Raw genomic sequence first — 21816 nt, forward strand, 5'->3', positions numbered from 1 at the left:
TGTCTCCAATTAACCGAAGCGGCCGGTTATATAGTCTTCTGTTTCTTTACGCTTAGGCTTAATAAATATCTCATCAGTCTTGCCGTATTCAATCAGGCTCCCTAAATACATATAGGCTGTGTAGTCAGATACACGAGCTGCTTGCTGCATATTATGGGTCACGATAGCAATCGTGTAATCATTTTTAAGCTCATGAATCAATTCCTCTACCTTGCCAGTAGAGATTGGATCCAATGCAGAGGTTGGCTCGTCCAACAAAATCACTGAAGGCTTAACAGCCACGCCACGTGCAATACATAAACGCTGCTGCTGACCGCCAGACAAAGAAAGACCGCTTTGGTTTAACTTGTCTTTGACTTCATTCCATAGGGCAGCCTTATTTAAGGCCCACTCAACACGCTCATCCATTTCTGAGCGTGATAACTTTTCGTAGAGGCGCACACCAAAGGCGATATTTTCATAAATCGACATTGGGAATGGGGTTGGCTTCTGAAAAACCATACCAATTCTTGAGCGCAGTAGGTTTAAATCTTGACCTGGCTCTAGGATGTTCTGACCATAGAAGTTAATCTCACCTTCAGCGCGTTGACCCGGATAGAGGTCATACATCCGGTTGAGGGTTCTCAAAAGAGTAGATTTTCCACAGCCAGAAGGTCCAATAAACGCAGTGACCTTGCCTTGCTCGATATCGAGATTGATCTTTTTTAGACCTTGAAATGCGCCGTAATAAAAATTCAGATTCCGCACTTCAATCGCATTGACTGCAGTTTTTTGCGGCTCTTGATTTACCGTATCCACTCTACCCCCTTGACTATCAATCTTATTTAAGTCAAACATTGTTTTCATATTACTCATCATCCCTGCACCTTATCTCGGAATACCACGCGAGCCAGGATATTTAATCCAAGCACTGCAAAGGTAATCAATAAAGCACCACCCCATGCAAGATCCACCCAATTGTCATAAGGGCTCATAGCAAACTGGAAAATCACAACCGGCAAATTCGCCATTGGCGCATTCATATTGGTTGAGAAGAATTGGTTATTTAAGGCGGTAAACAGCAGAGGAGCTGTTTCGCCACTAACGCGCGCTAATGCTAGCAAGATACCCGTCATCACACCGCTTTGAGCAGCGCGTAAGGTGATCATGAAAGCGACCTTCCACTTTGGTGTGCCAAGCGCATAAGCTGCCTCGCGCAGACTTCCTGGCACTAAGCGCAGCATATTTTCCGTAGTTCGCACAACGACTGGGATCGCAATTAAGGCCAAAGCGATAGTGCCTGCCCAACCAGAGAAGTGCCGAACCTGAGCCACTACAAATGCGTATACGAATAGGCCAATCACAATCGATGGCGCAGACAGCATGATGTCAGTCACGAATCGAGTGATAGCAGCCACTTTACTTCTATCGCCGTATTCAGAAAGATAGAGGCCTGCAAGCACACCAACTGGCGTGCTAATTAAAGTGCAGCAACCAATCAACATGAGGCTGCCAACAATAGCGTTTGCAAGACCACCGCCATCAGAACCTGGGGCTGGAGTGCTATGCGTAAATAGATCTAGATTGATAGATGAAAAACCTTTTATCACTAGAACACTTAAGATCCAGAATAAAAAAATCATGCCCAAACCCATCGCGGCCATGGATAGGGTTAAGCCAATCTTGTTGGCGCGTTTGCGACGAGCAAAAACTTCTGGATTGATATTAGTGGCTTTGTTCATGATTTCAAGCCCTGCTTCTTCTCCATATTGTTTAGCATCCACTTAGCGCACGCCAAAACAATGAAGGTAATAATAAATAGTGCCAGACCTAAAGCAAATAAAGAGGAAAGGTGGTTGCCAGCTTCAGCTTCACCAAATTCATTCGCAAGGGTCGAAGCAATAGATGTTCCGGGAGCAAATAAAGAAGGGGATAAGCGCTGTGCGTTTCCAATGACAAAGGTCACAGCCATGGTTTCACCTAATGCCCTACCCAATCCAAGCATCACGCCACCGATAACGCCCGCCTTGGTATACGGAAGTACAACATTCTTAACCACTTCCCAGGTTGTGCAGCCAATACCATATGCCGACTCTTTGAGAACTGGCGGAACAATTTCAAAAACATCGCGCATTACTGATGCAATAAACGGAAGAATCATCATTGCCAGAATTAATCCGGCACATAAAACACCAATACCGTTAAAGGCACCAGAAAACAAAATTCCCAGGCCAGGGATCTTTCCAAGTGTTGCCGCGAGCACAGGCTCAATGTAGTCTGCAAATAAAGGTGCGAATATGAATAAACCAAACATACCGTAAATGATGGATGGCACAGCAGCCAATAACTCTACTGCGGTACCCAAAGGTCTACGAAGTGGACCTGGGCATAGTTCCGTGAGAAATACTGCAATGCCAAAACTCAAAGGCACTGCGATCAACAAAGCAATGATGGATGTCACCAAGGTTCCGTAGATGGCAATCAGGCCCCCAAACTCACCATTCACAATGTCCCATTCTTGGGTAAAGAAGAAGCCCAGCCCAAAGGTATTAAGAGCTGGCCATGCATTCATCACCAAGGAAATAATGATTCCGAGGAGCGCAATCAACACGCTACAGGCAAAGAACTGCGTAATCGCGTGAAATAAGAAATCCTGTACACGCTGCAGCTTGGCAATTCTTAGTGCCTGAGGCGTAGGCGCTGAATGGGATTGGGCGTTATCCATCATAGTTTTAGCATTATTAAACATTCAAACAGCCCCACCGAGGTGGAGCTGTTGATCATTGCAATTAAAGGGTTAAATTGCAAAATTACTTAGTAACAATCTTGGTAAATACATTCTTACGAATAAAGTCTGTAGTCTTGTCTGGCATTGGTACGTAGTCCAAATCTTCGGCCATTTTCTTGCCGTCTTTGAAAGCAAAGTCAAAGAACTTCAGCACTTCGGCTACGTTTGCTTTGTTTTCAGGATTTTTGTAGATTAAGATAAATGATGCGCCAGTGATTGGCCAAGATTTAGCACCAGGAGCATTAGTAATAAATGTGCCCATTCCTGGAATAGCCGCCCAATCAGTGCTTGCAGCAGCAGCTGCGAATGTTAGATCATCAGGAGCCACAAATTGACCATCTTTGTTTTTTAAAGAGATGAAAGTCATTTTGTTTTTCTTGGCATATGCATACTCGACATAACCAACTGAGTTCTTTACGCGTGTTACGTTTGCCGCTACACCTTCGTTACCTTTGCCGCCAACTGTTGAGGCTGCAGGCCATTTAACAGAAGCACCAGAACCAACTGAGTCCTTGAATAAAGTGCTTGTCTTAGCTAAGTAATCAGTAAAGATTGCTGTTGTACCAGAACCATCAGCGCGCACAACTACTGTAATTGGGCCGCTAGGAATCTTTACACCAGGATTCATGATAGCAATACGCTTATCACCCCAGTCAGAAATAACACCCTGGAAAATATCAGCCAAAGTTGGGCCGTCCAACTTGATTTCGCCTGGCTTTACACCATCAACGTTAATCACCGGAACTACACCACCAATAATTGCTGGGAACTGAACCAAGCCGTCTTTTTCTAAATCGTCAAACTTCACTGGATTATCAGTGGCACCGAAATCCACTGTTTTAGCTTTGATTTGTTTGATACCACCAGATGAACCGATGGACTGGTAATTTAAATTGGAGCCGGTTTTAGCTTTAAAAGCTTCCGCCCATTTTGCATAAATTGGGTATGGGAATGTTGCGCCAGCGCCAGTCATGTCCACTGCAAATGCTGCTGGAGCAAGTGAAATAGCACCAATAAATAATGCTTTTTTCAGAAAAGATTTCATTCGGTCAGTCCTTACATTGAATATGCGCAACGGCGCGATATAAGAACGATACGGTGGAAATATGACAGCTTTGTGACATCCTAAATGGGGGTAAATTTCCCCCATTCCGGAGCTCTTATTGCCTTAAAAGCTCTAATTAGGGAGTTTTATTGGACGCACGAAGAATTTGCCTCGGCTTGACTCAAATCTTGTGAATTTTTGAGTCTTTCATCATTTCCGGGGTGGGTTGAAAGGAAAGCTAATGCCGGGCCTTGCCCTAAGGCATTCATTTTTTCTGCAAATCGATAGCTTCCACAGGGGGAATAGCCTGCCTTTAAAGCCAGCCTCATGCCAAATTTATCAGCATCACGCTCATCATCCCTGTTATAGGACAGCCCTGCACCCTTAACCGCATTTCCCACCAAGAGCCCGCTAAAGGGGATGAAATAGCTAGAAATTGCCCCCAAAGCCTGACTGGCCACTCCAATAGCAACATCCCTATTTTTGGCGTAATCCGGTTGGGTATGACCCAAATGATGATGTCCCAACTCATGGCCAAAAACTGCGGCAATCACATCGGGATCATCGCCAAATTGGCGCATAAATCCATTGGTAAACACAATGTAATATTGCCCATTTTGCAGGCTTGCAAAAGCATTAATATCATCACTCTCTGAAAAGCCCACAACAAATTTAACTGGGCTTACTTTGGCAATTTTTCCTCGTATGACCGCCAAATTTCGCTGAGCGCTTGGGTCAATCCCATTCAATGAGCCACTTGAGATTGGCCTTCCGGTTTCTTGCTTTGCGGCCGTATTCCACCAAACTTCATTTGGAACCTGAATAACACCTTCACGATCGGACTTCATGCTTGAGCACGCAAATAAAAAGGTGCTTAAGAGCACTAACCCTAGCGCATGCTGAATTCTCAAATGCATCTTGATCCAATGAAAGTGGTTTTCTTAATCAAACGAATGAATTGATGTAGATGAAGCCTTGTTTTGCATGATTAGTCTTTTGCAATCCTATTTATAAATCCCACACAGACGGTTAACGCATTCCTTGCTGCTTTACTGCATTCGCCGGCAATCTAATTAAATGGGATGATTGCCTATGTTTCTAACCCCATCAGGTCTTTTGTGGCACGGTTTTTAACTAAACAGGCTGACTCTTTACTGGGTTCTGCGCCGCTTATTTGTATCGTAGCTTATTGACATGCTCCACATCCGTCTCACTGGTAAGAGCTAAACGAACACACTCCAATCTACCGACTGCAAACTGCATCCTATTCTCAGTGATGGTATCTGCCGTCTGAGTCTTCAAATACGCAATCAAGCCATCAAGCGAGAACACACCCGCTGGTGGAGGCTTCTTAAATTCAGAATCGCCAGCGAACACTACTACCCCTTTTATGAATTGAGGCTCAATGAAGTCGAGCGCCCTCTCTATGGCCTTGAGATGACCGTAATTCTGCTGAATAGGGTTTTGAAACTGGTATCGCCCTCTGCGCGTGATTTGCATCCACAGTTTTTGACTTGCGCTACAGAATATCCAGCCCGAGTAATCTTTAGTCTCTATTACAAATATTCCGCGCCTAGAAATTAATACATGATCTATCTGCGTTGTACCCCCGCCATCCCTCGGTAGTGTTAAATGATTCATCAGATGCCAATCCCTAGATGGTAGATTAGCCATCAATGCATCCCTGACTCTTTGCTCTCCAGCGTTCTGCGCTTGGTACGAAGAATTACGCCTAGACCCTGCTAGATATCCAATAAATAATAGGATGAAGCCGGTTACCAGTGTTATCGAGCCAATATCTTTCATTTAAAAATCCTAACGGGTAAAGCGTCGTGGCGGAGAGGGAGGGATTCGAACCCTCGGTAGGTTTGACCCTACGCCTGATTTCGAGTCAGGTACATTCGACCACTCTGCCACCTCTCCGATAACTGCAGGATAAAACTTAAATAGCAACCTTGTTGAGGGCTTGTTGCTTCAGGCTTGCTGCTTATTGCTCGCAGACACCCGTCATCAAAAGCGAGCCAGAAAAGAATCCAAACGGCTTCTTGCCGTCTTTTGTAAATCCTTCGATGCTGAGATAGTCCACAAAGACACCATCTTTGCCAGCAGCCTTTTGCGTCCAAATAACTTTGTAAGCATTACCGTTGCTTCCAGATGCGATGACTTTAGGCTTTCCCAAAGAATCCATCACATCACCAACCACTTCCCCGGATTTCTTGACCACTGCAAATTCTTGGGCAATTCTGGGGCTATCTTTAACGATATCTAGCTCTCCATTGCTTTTGATATAAGCGTCACTCAACACCTCGCATCGGTAGGTTTTTTCAGTCGCCAAAACCCCTGGAGAAATCAATGCCGTACAAATAAGTGTTAGAAATAATGAGAGCTTATGCATTTGCGCAAACATTAAATAGGCTTGAGCACTTCTAAGCCGCCCAAGTATGGTTGCAGCGCTTTAGGAATGGCAATGCTGCCATCCACCAGTTGCTTGTTCTCTAATAGAGCCACCAATGCTCTACCTACTGCTAAGCCTGAGCCATTTAAGGTGTGAACCAATTCTGGTTTACCTTGCCCAGCTTTGAATCTTGCTTGCATTCTTCTTGCCTGGAAATCACCCATGCTTGAGCAAGAGCTAATTTCTCGGTAAGCATGCTGTGATGGCACCCACACTTCTAAGTCGTAGGTCTTGGTGCTACCAAAACCCATATCACCAGTGCAGAGCAATACTTTTCTATATGGCAACTCGAGCAATTCCAAAATACGTTCTGCATGACCAGTTAATTCTTCTAGCGCTTGCATAGAGTGTTCTGGTTTAGTGATTTGAACTAACTCCACCTTGTCGAATTGGTGTTGACGAATCATGCCGCGTACATCACGGCCATAGCTACCCGCTTCTGAGCGGAAGCATGGTGTATGAGCTACAAATTTCATTGGTAAGTTATCGGCGTTCACGATTTCATCACGGACTAAATTAGTCACCGGCACTTCTGCTGTTGGAATGAGATAGAAGTTTTCAGTCTTCGCTTCACCATTACCGTCTTCACCACCCATTTGACGCGGGACTTTGAATAAGTCTTCTTCAAACTTCGGCAATTGCCCAGTGCCACGCATTGAGGCAGCATTCACCATGTAAGGGGCGTAGACCTCTTGATACTCGTGCTTTGTAGCATGGGTATCAATCATGAACTGGGCCAAAGCGCGGTGCAATCTCGCGATTGGTCCCTTGAGCACTACAAAGCGTGAGCCGCTAATCTTTGCCGCCACTTCAAAGTCGAGTCCTAATGGACCACCAAGGTCAACGTGATCTTTAATCTCAAAATCAAAAATAGGTTGCTCACCCCAACGCTTTACTTCTTTATTCTCGGCTTCATCTTTACCTGCTGGCACAGATTCATCCGGAAGGTTGGGGATGCCCATTAAGAAATCAGAAATCTCTGCTTGAAGGGTGCTTAGTCTTGCTGCACCAGATTCCATATCTGCATTTACTTGCGCAACCTCAGCCATCTCGGCAGAAGCATCTTCGCCCTTGCCTTTTTTCATACCAATGGCTTTAGACAACTGATTGCGTTTTGCTTGCAATTCTTCGGTGCGGGTTTGCAGTGATTTGCGCTCAGCTTCTAATGTATTGAATTTCTCAACATCGAGCTGGAATTTACGAGTAGCTAAACGTGCAGCAACTGCAGCGATATCTTTACGGAGTAATTGCGGATCAATCATATGTAGCTTTGGTTAGGTATATGGGCTCTAGTTTAAGCGCAAGACTTCTGCCCCGGCGGGCGGATAGAAAGTAAAGCGATTGGCAGGTAAATTCACATTGAGCTGGATCTTATCCAGGGTAACGAGCACTACGCTACCCAATCCATCGGTAAGTTCAAGGGCTTTAGGCAAACCGTTGATCATGCCAATCGAAATCTTGGTGTACGGTAAATCACTTTTACCTTTGGCATTAGGGTCTTTTTTAGGTGTTAGAGCTACCCACTTCATACCCAATCGCTCTTCCCCATCCACCAGATCGAAGTGCTGATCTAATGAACTCTCACCAAAGAGAATTGCTGCTGGAGTTGATGCCAATGCTTGTCCAGCTGGACGAAAGGTTGCTTGATTTAAATCCTTGTCCCACAAGATGAGCTGTTTGCCATCAGCGATGAGCTTTTGCTCAAACGGTTTTTGCGTATCCCAAATAAAACGACCAGGACGTTGAAACACAAAATGGCCTTGGGTTTGGCGCACTACTTTTAAACCTTTATCTTGCGGCTCATTTGCTTTAGGTGCGCGTAACTGTTGCTGCACAAAATCGCCTTCAGCTGTTTTTGAGTTGCGCACGAATTGGCGCAATTGCTCTGAACCAGTCTCCGCTTGAGATAGGGCTGCATTTGAAAATAAGATGCTGGCAATACTGAGGATTGCTGCTATGAGAACTCTTGGCATGGAACCTTACTCCGAAGGACGATGCAAAATCTCGCGATTGCCGCCATTACCCATCTTCGATACGAGACCAGCCTTTTCCATATCCTCTAATAAGCGTGCTGCGCGGTTATAGCCAATGCGCAAGTGACGCTGCACTAATGAGATGGATGGGCGCTTGTTTTCAAGAACAATGGCAACAGCCTGGTCATAGAGTGGATCAGCTTCGCCGCCGCTCTCGCCAGTTAAGGCATCGACATTAGATTCATCGGCACCTTCTAATACACCATCGATGTAGTTAGCTTCACCCTTCTCTTTGAGCCACTCAACTACGCGATGCACTTCATCATCCGATACAAAGGCACCATGCACGCGAACTGGTAAGCCAGTGCCTGGAGCCATGTAAAGCATATCGCCCATACCCAGCAGCGCTTCCGCGCCCTGCTGATCCAAAATCGTACGACTGTCGATCTTAGAGCTCACTTGGAATGAAATACGAGTTGGTACGTTTGCTTTGATCAAGCCAGTAATGACGTCCACGCTTGGACGCTGTGTTGCCAATACCAAATGAATGCCTGCAGCACGAGCCTTTTGTGCAATACGCGCAATCAACTCTTCGATCTTCTTGCCAGAAACCATCATCAAGTCAGCTAACTCATCGATCACGATGACGATCACTGGTGCTTTATAGATTGGCTCTGGATCATCCGGCGTCAAGCTAAATGGATTAGTGAGCTTCTCGCCTTTTTCTTCTGCTTCTGCAATCTTTTTGTTAAAGCCGGCTAAGTTACGCACACCAAACTTACTCATGAGTTTGTAGCGACGCTCCATCTCATTTACCGCCCAGTTAAGCGCGTTGTAAGCTTGCTTCATGTCAGTCACTACTGGACATAACAAGTGCGGAATCTTGTCGTAGATTGCCATCTCGAGCATCTTCGGATCAATCATGATCAGACGCACTTCGTCAGGCTTTGCCTTAAAGAGCAAAGACAGGATCATGGCATTAATACCAACTGACTTACCAGCACCAGTGGTACCCGCAACTAAGCAGTGAGGCATCTTCGCCAAGTCGGCCACCATCGGGCTACCGGAGATGTCTTTACCTAGAGCCAGAGTCAATAATGAGTGGTTGTCGTTGTATACCTGTGAAGTCAGGATCTCAGACAGGTAAACCGATTGACGTGTTGGATTTGGTAATTCCAGAGCCATGCAGGTTTTGCCTGGAATCGTTTCAACAACACGCATACTCACTACGCCGAGTGAACGCGCCAAGTCGCGTGAGAGATTCACAATCTGACTACCCTTCACACCTACTGCTGGGTCAATCTCATAACGAGTGACCACTGGACCAGGGTATGCAGCAATCACAGTTACCTGAACATTAAATTCTGCCAACTTACGCTCAATTAAGCGCGAAGTAAATTCCAAGACATCGGCAGAGATTGTTTCTTTTGCTTCAGGCACTGGATCAAGCAATGCGAGTGGCGGTAATTCTGAATCCGGAATATCGACAAACAATGGTTGCTGCTTTTCACGTTCAACGCGAGCGCTCTTAGGAATCTCCACTGGTGCGCGCACAATTTGTACAGGAGCAGCAACTTCAACACGTCCGCGGAACTCTTCCACAAACTCTTCACGCTCTTCCGCAGCAGCTTCACCCAACTTGCGATCTTCTTCGACATCGCGACGTTCGCGAATACGGTGATAAGTCACCTCCAAGAATCGACCTACTTTCTCAGCAATATCGAGCCAAGAAAAATGCAAAAAGAGAGATAAGCCAGCACATAGGCCAAATAGGAGAACTAAGGTCGCCCCAGTAAAACCGAGGGACATTTGCAAGGGATCGCCAATCAACTCACCCAGAATGCCCCCAGGAGGCCTAGGAAGCTGCCAGGACAACGAATGCATCCGAATGGACTCAATGCCCATACTGCAGACCAGGGTCAGGCCAAAGCCCAACCAGCGCATTAATAAGGAATCGGGTTTAGCGTCAGGATCTGGGGGCAATGGAATACTCCAAAGCTCTCTCCAGCCATTGAGGACGCGGCGCCCAAACAGAACTACCCACCAAAAGGCAGATATTCCGAAGATATAGAGCATTAAATCGGCTAAATAGGCCCCAAAACGACCGCCTAGGTTCTTTGGGGTCTCAAAACTGGCGTTTGACCAGGCTGGATCGGCCTTGGTATAGGTCAGCAGGATGGCAAATAAGCCCAAGCAAAGGCCTAGGGAGATGAACCAGCGGGCCTCCAGAAGCAAACGGGGCATTCTGCCCTGCCCGCCGTTATCGGGGGGCTCGGGACTCATTGGAGTCTTGGACTTCGGGTATGCGGTTCTAGCCATGTTCTACCGATTGTAAACAAGCAATTCTATAATTTGCTTATGACTACAAATACCCCAAAACACTCCAAAGTTCTAATCCTCGGATCTGGCCCTGCTGGCTATACAGCAGCTGTCTACGCTGCCCGTGCCAATTTAAACCCTACCCTCATTACTGGACTGGCCCAAGGCGGTCAATTGATGACCACCACTGACGTGGAAAACTGGCCTGCAGATGCGGATGGCGTTCAAGGCCCAGAACTCATGGACCGCTTTTTAAAGCATGCTGAGCGCTTTAATACTGAAATCATTTTTGACCACATTCATACCGCAGCCTTAAAAGAAAAACCCATTCGTTTAGTTGGCGACTCTGGCACTTACACCTGCGATGCATTAATTATTTGTACTGGTGCCTCTGCTCAATACATTGGCTTACCAAGCGAAGAGGCATTTATGGGACGCGGTGTTTCTGGTTGCGCAACTTGTGATGGTTTCTTCTACCGCAATCAAGACGTCTGCGTAGTTGGTGGTGGAAACACTGCTGTTGAAGAAGCGCTTTACCTTACCGGTATCGCTAAAAAAGTTACCGTGATTCATCGTCGCGATAAATTCCGTGCAGAGCCAATTCTCAATGACCGCTTAATGGCTAAAGTAGCTGAAGGCAAAGTAGAGCTCAAACTGAACTCCACATTAGATGAAGTTCTCGGCGATGAAAAAGGCGTTACTGGTGTGCGCATTAAGAAGCAAGATGGCAGCACCGAAGATCTAGCCGTCACTGGCGCCTTCATTGCGATTGGCCACAAACCGAACACCGAACTTTTTGTTGGTCAGCTTGACATGAACAACGGCTACCTCAAGACCCATTCTGGCCTTGAAGGCAATGCTACCGCCACCAACATCCCTGGCGTGTTTGCTGCTGGCGACGTACAAGACCACATCTACCGTCAAGCCATTACTAGTGCCGGCACAGGTTGTATGGCTGCATTAGATGCACAGCGTTACTTGGAAACATTGGAATAAAAAGCTGAGATGTTTCTTTGTAACTCAGTAATAAGGTAATAAAAAAACGCCTAGCAATGCTAGGCGTTTTTGTTTTAGGGACGATGCTTAAACCCAGTTTTCAAGAGCAAGGTTTGGAACCCTCTTAAACTCAGACATATTGTTGGTAACAAGAGTTAGGCCGTGACTTCTGGCGTGAGCTGCAATATGAATATCATTTACTCCAATGGGCTGACCCGCACGCTCTAGAAAAGCCTTAATTTGCCCATAATGCTGAGTTGCAGCTATGTCATAGGGCAAAACCTCTAAGTGGCTAATGAAGTCTTCAATAACATTGAGATTTTTTTCTACGCTTGCACTTTTTTCGGCGCCATAAATTAGCTCTGCCAATGTAATTGCTGATATAGCCATACGATTAGCATTTTTGTTGAATACTTTAAGCGCCTCTAGTGGTTTTTGCTTTATGACATAAATAACAATATTTGTGTCCAATAGGTACTTAAGCATTAGAGGGAGTCTCTATCGCCTTGCTCCTGGGAGCCTCTTTCGTTCATGAAGTCTTCACTTACACCTGCTTCACCCAAGAAGAAGTTGTCCCACATATTTTCTATAGGTGCAATGATGCGCTCACGACCTTTTGAGCGTACGTTAACCTTGCGCACATTTTCTGGCAATCGCATTTCTGCAGGCAATCTCACCGCCTGAGTACGGTTGTTGGTAAACACTGTTGAAATAGCCAAAAGTTGACCCTCCATATGTATATAGCAATTGTATATCGCACTTAGCCTAATTTCAACCCCTTTAAGAGGAAACCTTGTCTGTATGGGGCTTCGGAGAACTTCTAATTAACATTTCCCACTCTAGATCATCTTCCCCCTCATGCACCAAGATTTGCATCTCTGTAACAAGATTTAATGCCTCAATATCGACAAAACCCTTTGGAAAGGTTTTGGAATTTGTAAGATCCACGCGCACTTTAATTAACTCAATTTTTTGCATGGGTTAAATGATAATTAAACCAAAGACCTGAATATCGAAATGGCGATACCAAACAAAAACGCCTAGCAATGCTAGGCGTTTTTGTTTGTTGCGGTTTTATTACTTAACGTGAGATCACTGGCAAGAGTGGCACGATGAGCAACGCCACGATGTTGATGATCTTGATCAGTGGGTTAACAGCGGGACCCGCAGTATCTTTATAAGGGTCACCTACGGTGTCGCCAGTTACTGCAGCTTTATGCGCTTCAGAACCTTTGCCACCGAAGTTACCTTCTTCGATGTATTTCTTTGCATTATCCCAAGCACCGCCGCCAGTACACATCGAGATCGCCACAAATAAACCAGTCACGATCGTGCCCATCAGCAAGCCACCCAAAGCAGCAGGCCCAAGCAAGAGGCCAACAACGATTGGTGCAACTACTGGCAAGAGTGAAGGAACAATCATCTCTTTAATGGCTGCAGATGTCAGCATGTCGACTGCTTTGCCATACTCAGGCTTAGAAGTGCCCTCCATGATTCCAGGAATATCCCGGAACTGGCGACGAACCTCCTCCACTACCGCACCAGCACAACGACCAACCGCTTCCATCGCCATCGCACCAAACAAGTAAGGAATCATGCCGCCAATAAAGAGGCCAATAATCACCATATGGTTAGACAAGTCAAACGACACTTGCTGGCCAATACTCTCTAAAGCGTGTGTGTAGTCAGCAAAGAGCACAAGAGACGCCAAACCAGCTGAACCAATGGCATAGCCTTTGGTTACTGCTTTTGTAGTGTTGCCAACCGCATCTAATGGATCGGTAATATCGCGTACAGATTGTGGCAAGCCTGCCATCTCTGCAATACCGCCAGCGTTATCTGTAATTGGGCCATAGGCATCCAGCGCAACGACGATACCTGCCATTGACAACATTGCTGTTGCTGCAATTGCAATGCCATACAAACCAGCCAACCAGTACGCAGCAAAAATCGCTGCGCATACAAATAGAACTGGATAAGCGGTAGACTTCATTGAGATGCCTAAACCAGCAATGATGTTTGTGCCGTGACCTTTGGTCGATGCTTCAGCAATGTGTTGCACTGGTTTGAACTGGGTACCGGTGTAGTACTCGGTAATCCACACTAAACCTGCTGTGAGCAACAAACCGACTACTGTTGAACCAAACAAACGCCATTGGCTACCAGGGATACCCAAAGCATCATCCGGCATGATGAAGTTGGTTACAAAGTAGAAGGCTACAAGTGACAAGCCACCAGCAATGATCAAACCTTTATACAAAGCAGGCATCACGTTTCTCATGCCGGGAGTTGCTTTAACAAATGAACAGCCAATGATCGAGGCAATGATAGAAACGCCACCGAGAACCAATGGATAGATGATTGCAGCTACTGGCGCACCCGCCACCATTAAAGATCCTAAGACCATGGTTGCAATAAGTGTCACCGCATAAGTTTCAAATAAGTCAGCCGCCATACCTGCGCAGTCACCAACGTTATCGCCAACGTTGTCAGCAATCACCGCGGGATTGCGTGGATCATCTTCCGGAATACCCGCTTCAACTTTTCCGACTAAGTCAGCACCAACGTCAGCACCCTTAGTGAAGATGCCGCCGCCCAATCGAGCGAAGATCGAAATCAATGAAGATCCGAATGCCAAACCAATTAATGGATGCAACACAGAAGAGAGGTCTTGGCCCGCACCAATCGATACGAGGAACATAAAGAACAAACCAACACCTAAGAGTCCAAGTCCAACTACCAACATACCGGTAATGGCGCCACCTTTAAATGCCACATTAAGGGCTTCGTTCATACCCTTGGTTGCCGCTTCAGCTGTACGCACGTTTGCGCGTACTGAAACATTCATGCCGATGAAACCGCAAGCACCAGATAGAACGGCGCCAATCACAAATCCAATGGCAGTTGCAAAATCAAGGAAGAGCGCCATGAGAATGGTCAGAACTACCCCAACCACAGCAATCGTTTTATATTGGCGCGACAAATATGCTGCCGCACCCTGCTGAATTGCCTCGGCAATTTCTTGCATCTTGGCATTTCCCGTACTTTGCTTCAAGATCCAGCCGCGCATCACAAAACCGTAAATTACGGCTATGACACCGCACGCCAAGGCAAAATACAAGCCTAAAGTGACATTACTCATGCTTGAACTCCCTAAAGTTAATGATTTGTTAATCATTTGTTAATCTTTATTGTTTTGCATATCCTGCACTTAGGTAGACCCGGTTCCCGAAAGCTTTAAACTATGGTCTTTAAGCTGTACCAGTATGTAACAGAATCACCCCTGCTCCCCCTCTATAGGATCAGGGTATTTACTAATCATTATTCGGAGTATTTATGAGTCTCGACAAAGTCAAGCCAGGTAAAAAGATCCCTGAAAGCTTCAACGTCATTATTGAAATCCCAATGAACGCGGATCCAATCAAGTATGAAGTAGACAAAGAGAGTGGCGCAATTTTCGTTGACCGTTTTATGGGTACTGCAATGCACTATCCATGTAACTATGGCTACATCAATAAAACGATCGCTGGTGATGGCGACCCTGTTGACGTTCTCGTAATTACTCCATTCCCACTCATCCCTGGTGTTGTTGTTAGCTGCCGCGCAATCGGTATTTTGCAAATGGAAGATGAAGCTGGCCAAGACGCTAAATTGTTGGCTGTGCCTGAAGACAAAATTTTGCCTATCTATACACACTGGCAAAAACCAGAAGACATCAACCCATTGCGTTTAAATCAAATCCAACACTTCTTCGAGCACTACAAAGATCTCGAGCCAGGTAAATGGGTAAAAGTTAAAGGTTGGGGTGGTATTGCTGAAGCCCATCAAGAAATTCTTGAGGGCATTGAGCGTTACAACAAAGAGCACGCTTAATTACTTATTTATTTAATTAATAGCACAGGCTTTGTGAATCGGAGTGAGCGCACAGAAAATTGCTTTAGCCCAAATCAACCCATTACTGGGTGATTTGGCTGGCAACGCGCAACTCATTCACAAAGCCGCTCTGGATGCCCATTCTCAAGGCGCCAAACTCGTAGTAACCCCTGAGCTTTCGCTCACAGGCTATCCCCCAGAAGACTTACTACTCCGCCCTGCTTTTATTGCAGCAGCTCAAGAGCAGCTTGAGCTCTTGATGAAGGAGTTGGCTCAATACTCCGGTCTAACAGTTATTGTGGGCCATCCAAAACAAACATCCGCGGGTTTGCAGAACTATGCCTCTGTTTTACAAAATGGCAAAGTGATTGCAGGCTATGCAAAACAAGAATTGCCTAATCATGAAGTATTTGACGAAGTGCGTTACTTCGTCCCTGGCAATCAAGCCTGTGTCTTTGAGTGCGAAGGCATTCGTTACGGATTAATTTTGTGTGAGGATGCATGGCATCCTGGTCCAGCTATGCAAGCTCATGCAGCAGGCGCACAAGTATTGCTCGTTCCAAACGCCTCGCCCTACCACTTGAAAAAAGAAGCGCTACGTATTGAAGTGCTGCGTGGTCACATTGCAAAAACAAAGATGCCATTGGTTTATGTGAATGCGGTTGGCGGCCAAGATGAATTAGTGTTTGATGGCGGCTCATTTGCATTAAATAGTCGTGGCGAGGTTGTGATGGCCATGCCTCAGTTTGAAACCGGCTTAGGCATTGTTGCCATATCCCCATCAGGCGAGCTGGAAAAGGGATTGATCACCCCACCCCAATCGGTTGAAGCGCAGGCCTACCAAGCCCTGGTTTTGGGTGTACGCGACTATGTCAACAAGAACCGCTTTCCTGGCGTGATCATTGGCTTATCCGGGGGCGTAGACTCTGCACTGGTTCTGGCAATAGCTGTAGATGCTTTAGGCGCGGATAAAGTTCGCGCCGTCATGATGGCTTCACGCTATACCGCAGACATCTCTTGGATCGATGCGCGTGAGATGGCACAGAATTTAGGAGTGCAATATGACGAGATTCCGATCAGTGGACCAGTCGATGCATTAGAAGCTTCTTTGGCTGAACAATTTGCCGGTTTAAAAGTAGATGCTACCGAAGAGAATATTCAGGCACGCGTGCGTGGGACCCTACTGATGGCTCTCTCCAATAAAACAGGTCGCCTGGTTTTAACTACCGGCAACAAGAGTGAAATGGCAGTGGGCTACTGCACTCTGTATGGTGATATGGCGGGCGGCTTTGCGGTGATTAAAGACATTGCCAAAACTCTGGTGTATCGCTTATGCACTTATCGCAATAGTATTCAGGCAGTGATACCGGAACGCATCTTGACTCGTGCACCTTCCGCAGAGTTGCGTCCAGACCAAAAAGACCAAGACAGCCTCCCCTCCTACGAAGTATTGGATGGCATTGTTGAGCGTTACATGGAACAAAACCAATCTATCGCCCAGATTATTGCCGCAGGCTTTGATTCTGAAAGCGTGGAAAAAGTAACGCGACTCATTAAACTAAATGAATACAAGCGTCGTCAGGCCCCTCCGGGCGTCCGCGTGACTACCAGGGCTTTTGGCCGAGACTGGCGCTATCCAATTACGTCACAATTTAGAGCTTAGATTGCTTAGAAGGTCAAATTTGGCAGTTCTTGCCAGTTCTAGGTATGATTACTGCATTAGGGGGAATAAATGAAATTAATTACATCCATCATTAAGCCGTTCAAACTCGATGAAGTCCGTGAATCACTGGCAGAAGTTGGCGTTACCGGACTTACTGTTACTGAAGTAAAGGGTTTTGGCCGTCAAAAGGGTCATACCGAGCTCTATCGTGGCGCTGAATACGTAGTCGACTTTTTACCTAAAGTAAAAGTAGAAGCTGTTGTGGCTGACGACCGTGTTGAAGCGGCTATTGAAGCCATTACTAAAGCTGCTCGTACTGGCAAGATTGGTGACGGAAAGATTTTCGTTACTGCAGTTGAGCAAGTCATTCGTATTCGCACAGGCGAAACTGATAACGCAGCAGTGTAATAACCGATTTAACGCATCAAGAAAACGCAGCGGCTTAAAGGCCGCTGTTTTTATTTGGCCAATATTTATTGAATCAACGCAGTTGAGAATCTGTAGAAGCTGGGGCAGCAGGCTGAGCGATTTCAGCTGGCTCCAGAACAATAGTTTTGCCGCCAGTGTTTCCAAGGCGAACCTTCGCTCCCTGATAAAACAAGTCGACTTGATTTAAGCCACCAGTTAAAACCTTGAGAGGCGGCTTACCGTAAACACTAATACCAACACCAGGCTCTAATTGTTTTGTTTGAGTCTTACCTGTCGCATCCACTACGCAAACCGTTTGAGCGGTCTTGGATTGTAAGAACACCATGTCACCCGCTTTCTTGGGTGCATCTGGCTTGTAACTAATCGCAGAAGAATCTGCAGCTGGGCACTCAACTGATAAAGCAGGGGCCGCAACCGCCGGAGCCGCTACTGGAGCTGGGCTTGGCGGCGTTACCGCTTCAGGCTTCGTTTCGGGCTCAGGCTCTTTGATAACTTCCTCCACAACCACGATTTCTTCTTTAGGCGGTTCAGGGAAAAATAGTGGACGTAAATTGACTACTGAGAATACTAGCGCTGCAGCAATACCCAAAATAATAAAGAGCTTCTTTTTAGGGTCTGCACGCTTTGTTGTCTTTGAGCTATCGAGGGAACCGATAGGCTCGAGAGTTTTCATTGGGGCAACTTGCTCAGGCTGACTCTCTACTTTTTTTGTCTCCCCCGCCTTTGATGGCTTCGCTTTTTTTTCTGGGGCTACTTCTTTGCTCGCTTCAGGGTTCTTTGTTTTTTCAGAATCGTTTACTTTTTCTGGTGCGCCTTTTGGGGCTGGAATGACTTCACCAAAATCAAAAGCATCTTCTTCTTTTAACTTCAGTAAGCCGGCAACTTTTTTGGCCGCAGTCACTTTAACTTGGGCACCATAAAAACTACTGCTTTCGCCATTCTCAATCTGCTCTATTTGGCGAACGGATAGACAGGCCATGCCAGACAAATCTTTGGTGCTTAGCCCAAGATCCTCTCTTGCCTTAGTAAAGACTTCTTTACGAATCTCAGGAAGTTTGACTGGCTTATTCACGAAGCAGCTATGGTCTCAGGTTGAAATGACATAAGTGATAGTAATCCCAAAATGGTACGTGAGTAATTCGCTTTGCGGCTAATGATTTAAAGGATGATTTTCTAAGTCTGACTCGAGGTACTTTTTCACCAATACTTGCACTGAGTCAGCGTGCATTTTGTCCATCACCCTAGCCTTGTGAACCTTAATAGTAGCGTCAGTAGTACCCAATTTGACAGCAATATCTTTATTTAAGAGCCCCTTAACCAACCAGCCGCACACTTCACGCTCTCTTGGGGTCAGGCTTTCGTAATCCTTTTTGGCCTCCACATCCAGGGAGACACGCTTTAACTGACGGCTATCAAAGTCAATTGCATCAGCAACAGCTTTTAATAGCTCTTCCAGGTTGAAGGGTTTGAATAAGAAATCTACCGCCCCCTTCTTCAGACCCTGAACGATCTGGTGGGGGTGACTTTGGCCGCTGACGAAAATAATGGGAGTCTTGCGACCGAGTTTTAGGAGCTTTTCTTGTAGATCCAGACCAGTCATGTCTGGCATTTGCATATCCAAAAGGATTACCGCCGGGGAGACTGGGACTGATTTCTCCAGAAAAATCGTTGCTGAGGCGTAATCCTCGACTAAATAGCCGAGTTCACGCAACATCCTGGATAAGGAAATGCGCATGGACTCATCATCATCAATTAGGTATATGTGGCCGACTTTAGTCATTGAATTCAAAGGAAAAAGTATTCGATGAGCTAATGTACTGTAAGACGTTTCTGCAAGCTATTAGCTACGTAGCTAATAATTACTACTTAAATCAACAAATTCATCACTTTTTTTGTATTGCACCGCAACATTACATACCAACCCATCCCTCTAATCCAAGATGCCACGCAATAGGCATCTCACGGCACAATAGAGCCTGTCAAAAATAAACCTTTTCTGGAGTAATAAGCATGAAACGTCTCAATGAACGCTCGCGCATGGTCACCGAAGGAGTTGCACGCGCACCTAACCGTTCAATGTATTACGCAATGGGTTACGAAGAAAAGGATTTCGTAAAGCCAATGGTTGGCGTTGCTAACGGCCATTCAACCATTACTCCTTGCAATAGCGGCCTACAAAAATTAGCAGATGCTGCTGTTTCCGCACTTGAGGGTGCCGGCGCAAAAGCACAGATGTTTGGTACGCCAACTGTTTCCGATGGCATCGGCATGGGCACCGAAGGCATGAAGTATTCGCTCGTCTCACGCGAAGTGATTGCTGACAGTATTGAAACTTGTGTCAATGGTTTGTGGCAAGACGGTGTAGTGGTGATTGGTGGTTGCGATAAAAATATGCCAGGCGGCATGATGGCTTTGGCGCGCACTAACGTACCTGGCATCTATGTATACGGCGGCACAATTAAGCCGGGTCATTTCAAAGGAAAAGATCTCAATATTGTTTCTGCATTTGAAGCGGTTGGTGAATTTACTTCTGGTCGCATGAGCGAAGAAGATCTTAAAGGCGTTGAGCAGCATGCGTGTCCAGGTAGTGGATCCTGTGGTGGCATGTACACAGCCAACACCATGAGTTCAGCCTTTGAAGCCCTAGGCATGAGCCTTCCCTATTCTTCTACGATGGCTAATGAAGATGCAGAAAAAGTAGCTAGCGCACATGATTCTGCAATCGTATTGGTTGAGGCAATTAAAAAGAATCTACGTCCACGCGACATCATCACCAAAAAGTCTATTGAGAACGCAGTGAGCGTCATCATGGCAGTTGGTGGCTCTACAAACGCTGTGTTGCATTTCTTGGCGATTACTAGCGCCGCTGAAATCGATTGGACGATTGATGACTTTGAACGTATTCGTAAGCGCGTTCCTGTCATCGTGGATATGAAACCATCGGGCACATATCTGGCTACCGATTTACATCAAGCTGGCGGCATCCCACAGGTGATGAAGGTTTTACTCGACGGCGGATTGCTCCACGGCGATTGCATGACTATCACCGGCAAAACCATTGCTGAAGTATTGAAAGATGTTCCATCTGTGCCACGCGCAGACCAGAAAGTCATTCGCACTTTAGACAATCCTTTGTATAAGCAAGGTCACTTGGCCATTCTCAAAGGTAACATCTCTCCAGAGGGTTGCGTTGCCAAGATTACCGGCCTCAAGAACCCATCCATTACTGGCCCAGCACGCGTCTTTGATTCTGAAGATGACGCTATGGCAGCCATCATGGCTCAGAAGATCAAGGATGGTGACATCGTGGTCATTCGCTATGAAGGCCCTAAAGGCGGTCCTGGTATGCGTGAAATGCTTGCCCCAACCTCTGCCCTCGTTGGCCAAGGTTTAGGCGAATCCGTAGGTCTAATTACCGATGGCCGCTTCTCAGGTGGCACCTGGGGCATGGTTGTTGGTCACGTAGCTCCAGAAGCTTATGTCGGCGGCACAATCGCCCTCATTAATGAAGGTGATTCAGTAACGATCGATGCGCATAAGCTACTCATTCAGCTGAACGTAGACGAAGCAGAAATCGCAAAACGTCGTGCAACCTGGAAGCAGCCTAAGCCACGCTATACCCGCGGCTTGCTTGCCAAGTATGCAAGTCTTGCAAGCAGCGCTAGCAAAGGTGCGGTAACGGATTTAGATTTAAAAATCTAAACTGAATCGCCCAAGAAAAAGCCCCTAAGTAAAACTAGGGGCTTTTTTATTACCTCAGCATTGGTGACGAATCTTAATGCTTCATTGCGCCTGGGTTACCCATTGCATTTACAGGCATCTTCACTTCAACTTCACCTGCCTTAGCGAATTTGAGTTTGACTGGAACAGTTTCACCGGCAGTCAACGGGGCTTTAATGTTCATGAACATTAAATGTAGACCGCCAGGTTTCAATTCCACAGCGCCACCCGCTGGCACAACAATATCTTTTACCTGGCGCATTTTCATCACATTGCCATCCATTGCCATTTCATGAAGCTGAACTTCCCCGGCAACAGGCGAGCTAGCAGAGATCAATTGATCGGCAACGCCTTTATTTTCAATCTTCATAAAGCCACCAGCCACTTGTTGGCCAGGAACTGTGGCGCGAGTGTAGGCATTCTCAATTTTGATTGAATTGCTAGTAACGGTTTTAGAAACGCTCTGCGCTGACGCAACCCCGATTAATGCAAGCCCGGCAATTGTGCACATCGTTAACAATAATTTTTTATTCATACCCACTTCCTCCTAGTAATATTTGAGATGCTTCACTTCGA

The 21816-nt window shown here is 46.2% G+C and carries 22 protein-coding genes and 1 tRNA gene; 5 read left to right on the plus strand and 18 right to left on the minus strand.

Annotated features, from left to right (window positions below):
* Window positions 1–9: 9 nt before the first annotated feature.
* From pstB to C2745_RS06575, 11 genes are all read right to left on the minus strand, one after another.
* A complete protein-coding gene (pstB, locus tag C2745_RS06525; protein WP_305848887.1) occupies window positions 10–858 on the minus strand; it encodes a phosphate ABC transporter ATP-binding protein PstB in 849 nt (282 codons plus the stop codon).
* Window positions 855–1721, minus strand: a complete 867-nt coding sequence (pstA, locus tag C2745_RS06530; protein WP_215383567.1) for a phosphate ABC transporter permease PstA — start codon at window positions 1719–1721, stop codon at window positions 855–857. Before pstA ends, pstB begins: the two co-directional genes overlap by 4 nt.
* Window positions 1718–2707: a phosphate ABC transporter permease subunit PstC gene (gene pstC / locus C2745_RS06535; protein ID WP_371743003.1), complete on the minus strand. Its 990-nt coding sequence runs from the start codon at window positions 2705–2707 to the stop codon at window positions 1718–1720. Before pstC ends, pstA begins: the two co-directional genes overlap by 4 nt.
* Before the next feature lie 82 nt (window positions 2708–2789).
* On the minus strand, window positions 2790–3812 hold the full coding sequence (pstS, locus tag C2745_RS06540) for a phosphate ABC transporter substrate-binding protein PstS (protein ID WP_215383568.1): 1023 nt from the start codon (window positions 3810–3812) through the stop codon (window positions 2790–2792).
* Between the two features lie 146 nt (window positions 3813–3958).
* A complete protein-coding gene (locus C2745_RS06545; RefSeq protein ID WP_215383569.1) occupies window positions 3959–4660 on the minus strand; it encodes a M48 family metalloprotease in 702 nt (233 codons plus the stop codon).
* A 322-nt stretch (window positions 4661–4982) separates the two neighbouring features.
* Window positions 4983–5618, minus strand: a complete 636-nt coding sequence (locus C2745_RS06550) for a nuclease-related domain-containing protein (RefSeq protein WP_215383570.1) — start codon at window positions 5616–5618, stop codon at window positions 4983–4985.
* 27 nt (window positions 5619–5645) lie between these two features.
* Window positions 5646–5735: transfer RNA gene (locus C2745_RS06555), tRNA-Ser, on the minus strand.
* 64 nt (window positions 5736–5799) lie between these two features.
* Entirely contained in the window at window positions 5800–6207 is a 408-nt protein-coding gene (locus C2745_RS06560) for a hypothetical protein (RefSeq protein WP_215383571.1), read from the minus strand.
* A gap of 11 nt (window positions 6208–6218) precedes the next feature.
* The gene (gene serS / locus C2745_RS06565; RefSeq protein ID WP_215383572.1) at window positions 6219–7529 is read right to left on the minus strand and encodes a serine--tRNA ligase; all 1311 of its coding nucleotides are present in this window, start codon (window positions 7527–7529) and stop codon (window positions 6219–6221) included.
* Between the two features lie 27 nt (window positions 7530–7556).
* Complete coding sequence (locus C2745_RS06570; protein WP_215383573.1) at window positions 7557–8240, minus strand: outer membrane lipoprotein carrier protein LolA; 684 nt, start codon at window positions 8238–8240, stop codon at window positions 7557–7559.
* Window positions 8241–8246: 6 nt separating this feature from the next.
* Window positions 8247–10559 carry a DNA translocase FtsK gene (locus C2745_RS06575; RefSeq protein WP_215383574.1) on the minus strand — a complete coding sequence of 771 codons (2313 nt, stop codon included), beginning with the start codon at window positions 10557–10559 and terminating at the stop codon, window positions 8247–8249.
* Between the two features lie 39 nt (window positions 10560–10598).
* Here C2745_RS06575 and trxB point away from each other — a divergent pair, with 39 nt between their 5' ends.
* Window positions 10599–11555 (plus strand): thioredoxin-disulfide reductase, encoded by a 957-nt coding sequence (gene trxB, locus C2745_RS06580; protein ID WP_215383575.1) that lies wholly within the window; start codon window positions 10599–10601, stop codon window positions 11553–11555.
* Between the two features lie 87 nt (window positions 11556–11642).
* Here trxB and C2745_RS06585 read toward each other — a convergent pair whose 3' ends face one another.
* The 4 genes from C2745_RS06585 to C2745_RS06600 form a co-directional block, all read right to left on the minus strand.
* A complete protein-coding gene (locus C2745_RS06585) occupies window positions 11643–12041 on the minus strand; it encodes a type II toxin-antitoxin system VapC family toxin (protein ID WP_215383576.1) in 399 nt (132 codons plus the stop codon).
* On the minus strand, window positions 12041–12274 hold the full coding sequence (gene vapB / locus C2745_RS06590) for a type II toxin-antitoxin system VapB family antitoxin (protein WP_251368306.1): 234 nt from the start codon (window positions 12272–12274) through the stop codon (window positions 12041–12043). The genes C2745_RS06585 and vapB overlap by 1 nt, the downstream gene beginning before the upstream one ends.
* Before the next feature lie 61 nt (window positions 12275–12335).
* Window positions 12336–12533 (minus strand): hypothetical protein, encoded by a 198-nt coding sequence (locus C2745_RS06595; RefSeq protein ID WP_215383578.1) that lies wholly within the window; start codon window positions 12531–12533, stop codon window positions 12336–12338.
* A 103-nt stretch (window positions 12534–12636) separates the two neighbouring features.
* Window positions 12637–14697, minus strand: coding sequence for a sodium-translocating pyrophosphatase (locus C2745_RS06600; protein ID WP_215383579.1), 2061 nt, complete (start codon window positions 14695–14697; stop codon window positions 12637–12639).
* Between the two features lie 194 nt (window positions 14698–14891).
* Here C2745_RS06600 and ppa point away from each other — a divergent pair, with 194 nt between their 5' ends.
* The 3 genes from ppa (at window position 14892) to glnK (ending at window position 17499) form a co-directional block, all read left to right on the plus strand.
* Window positions 14892–15428 carry an inorganic diphosphatase gene (gene ppa / locus C2745_RS06605; protein WP_215383580.1) on the plus strand — a complete coding sequence of 179 codons (537 nt, stop codon included), beginning with the start codon at window positions 14892–14894 and terminating at the stop codon, window positions 15426–15428.
* Between the two features lie 43 nt (window positions 15429–15471).
* On the plus strand, window positions 15472–17091 hold the full coding sequence (locus C2745_RS06610; RefSeq protein WP_215383581.1) for an NAD+ synthase: 1620 nt from the start codon (window positions 15472–15474) through the stop codon (window positions 17089–17091).
* A gap of 69 nt (window positions 17092–17160) precedes the next feature.
* Entirely contained in the window at window positions 17161–17499 is a 339-nt protein-coding gene (gene glnK, locus C2745_RS06615) for a P-II family nitrogen regulator (protein ID WP_068323619.1), read from the plus strand.
* 73 nt (window positions 17500–17572) lie between these two features.
* Here glnK and C2745_RS06620 read toward each other — a convergent pair whose 3' ends face one another.
* Window positions 17573–18592, minus strand: a complete 1020-nt coding sequence (locus C2745_RS06620; RefSeq protein ID WP_215383582.1) for a helix-turn-helix domain-containing protein — start codon at window positions 18590–18592, stop codon at window positions 17573–17575.
* Between the two features lie 78 nt (window positions 18593–18670).
* Entirely contained in the window at window positions 18671–19300 is a 630-nt protein-coding gene (locus C2745_RS06625; RefSeq protein WP_251368307.1) for a response regulator transcription factor, read from the minus strand.
* Between the two features lie 230 nt (window positions 19301–19530).
* Here C2745_RS06625 and ilvD point away from each other — a divergent pair, with 230 nt between their 5' ends.
* Window positions 19531–21222, plus strand: a complete 1692-nt coding sequence (gene ilvD, locus C2745_RS06630; protein WP_215383583.1) for a dihydroxy-acid dehydratase — start codon at window positions 19531–19533, stop codon at window positions 21220–21222.
* A 73-nt stretch (window positions 21223–21295) separates the two neighbouring features.
* Here ilvD and C2745_RS06635 read toward each other — a convergent pair whose 3' ends face one another.
* Window positions 21296–21775 (minus strand): copper chaperone PCu(A)C, encoded by a 480-nt coding sequence (locus C2745_RS06635; protein WP_215383584.1) that lies wholly within the window; start codon window positions 21773–21775, stop codon window positions 21296–21298.
* Window positions 21776–21816 lie beyond the last annotated feature (41 nt).

The sequence above is a fragment of the Polynucleobacter sp. AP-Kolm-20A-A1 genome (assembly GCF_018688315.1).
Lineage (GTDB): Bacteria > Pseudomonadota > Gammaproteobacteria > Burkholderiales > Burkholderiaceae > Polynucleobacter.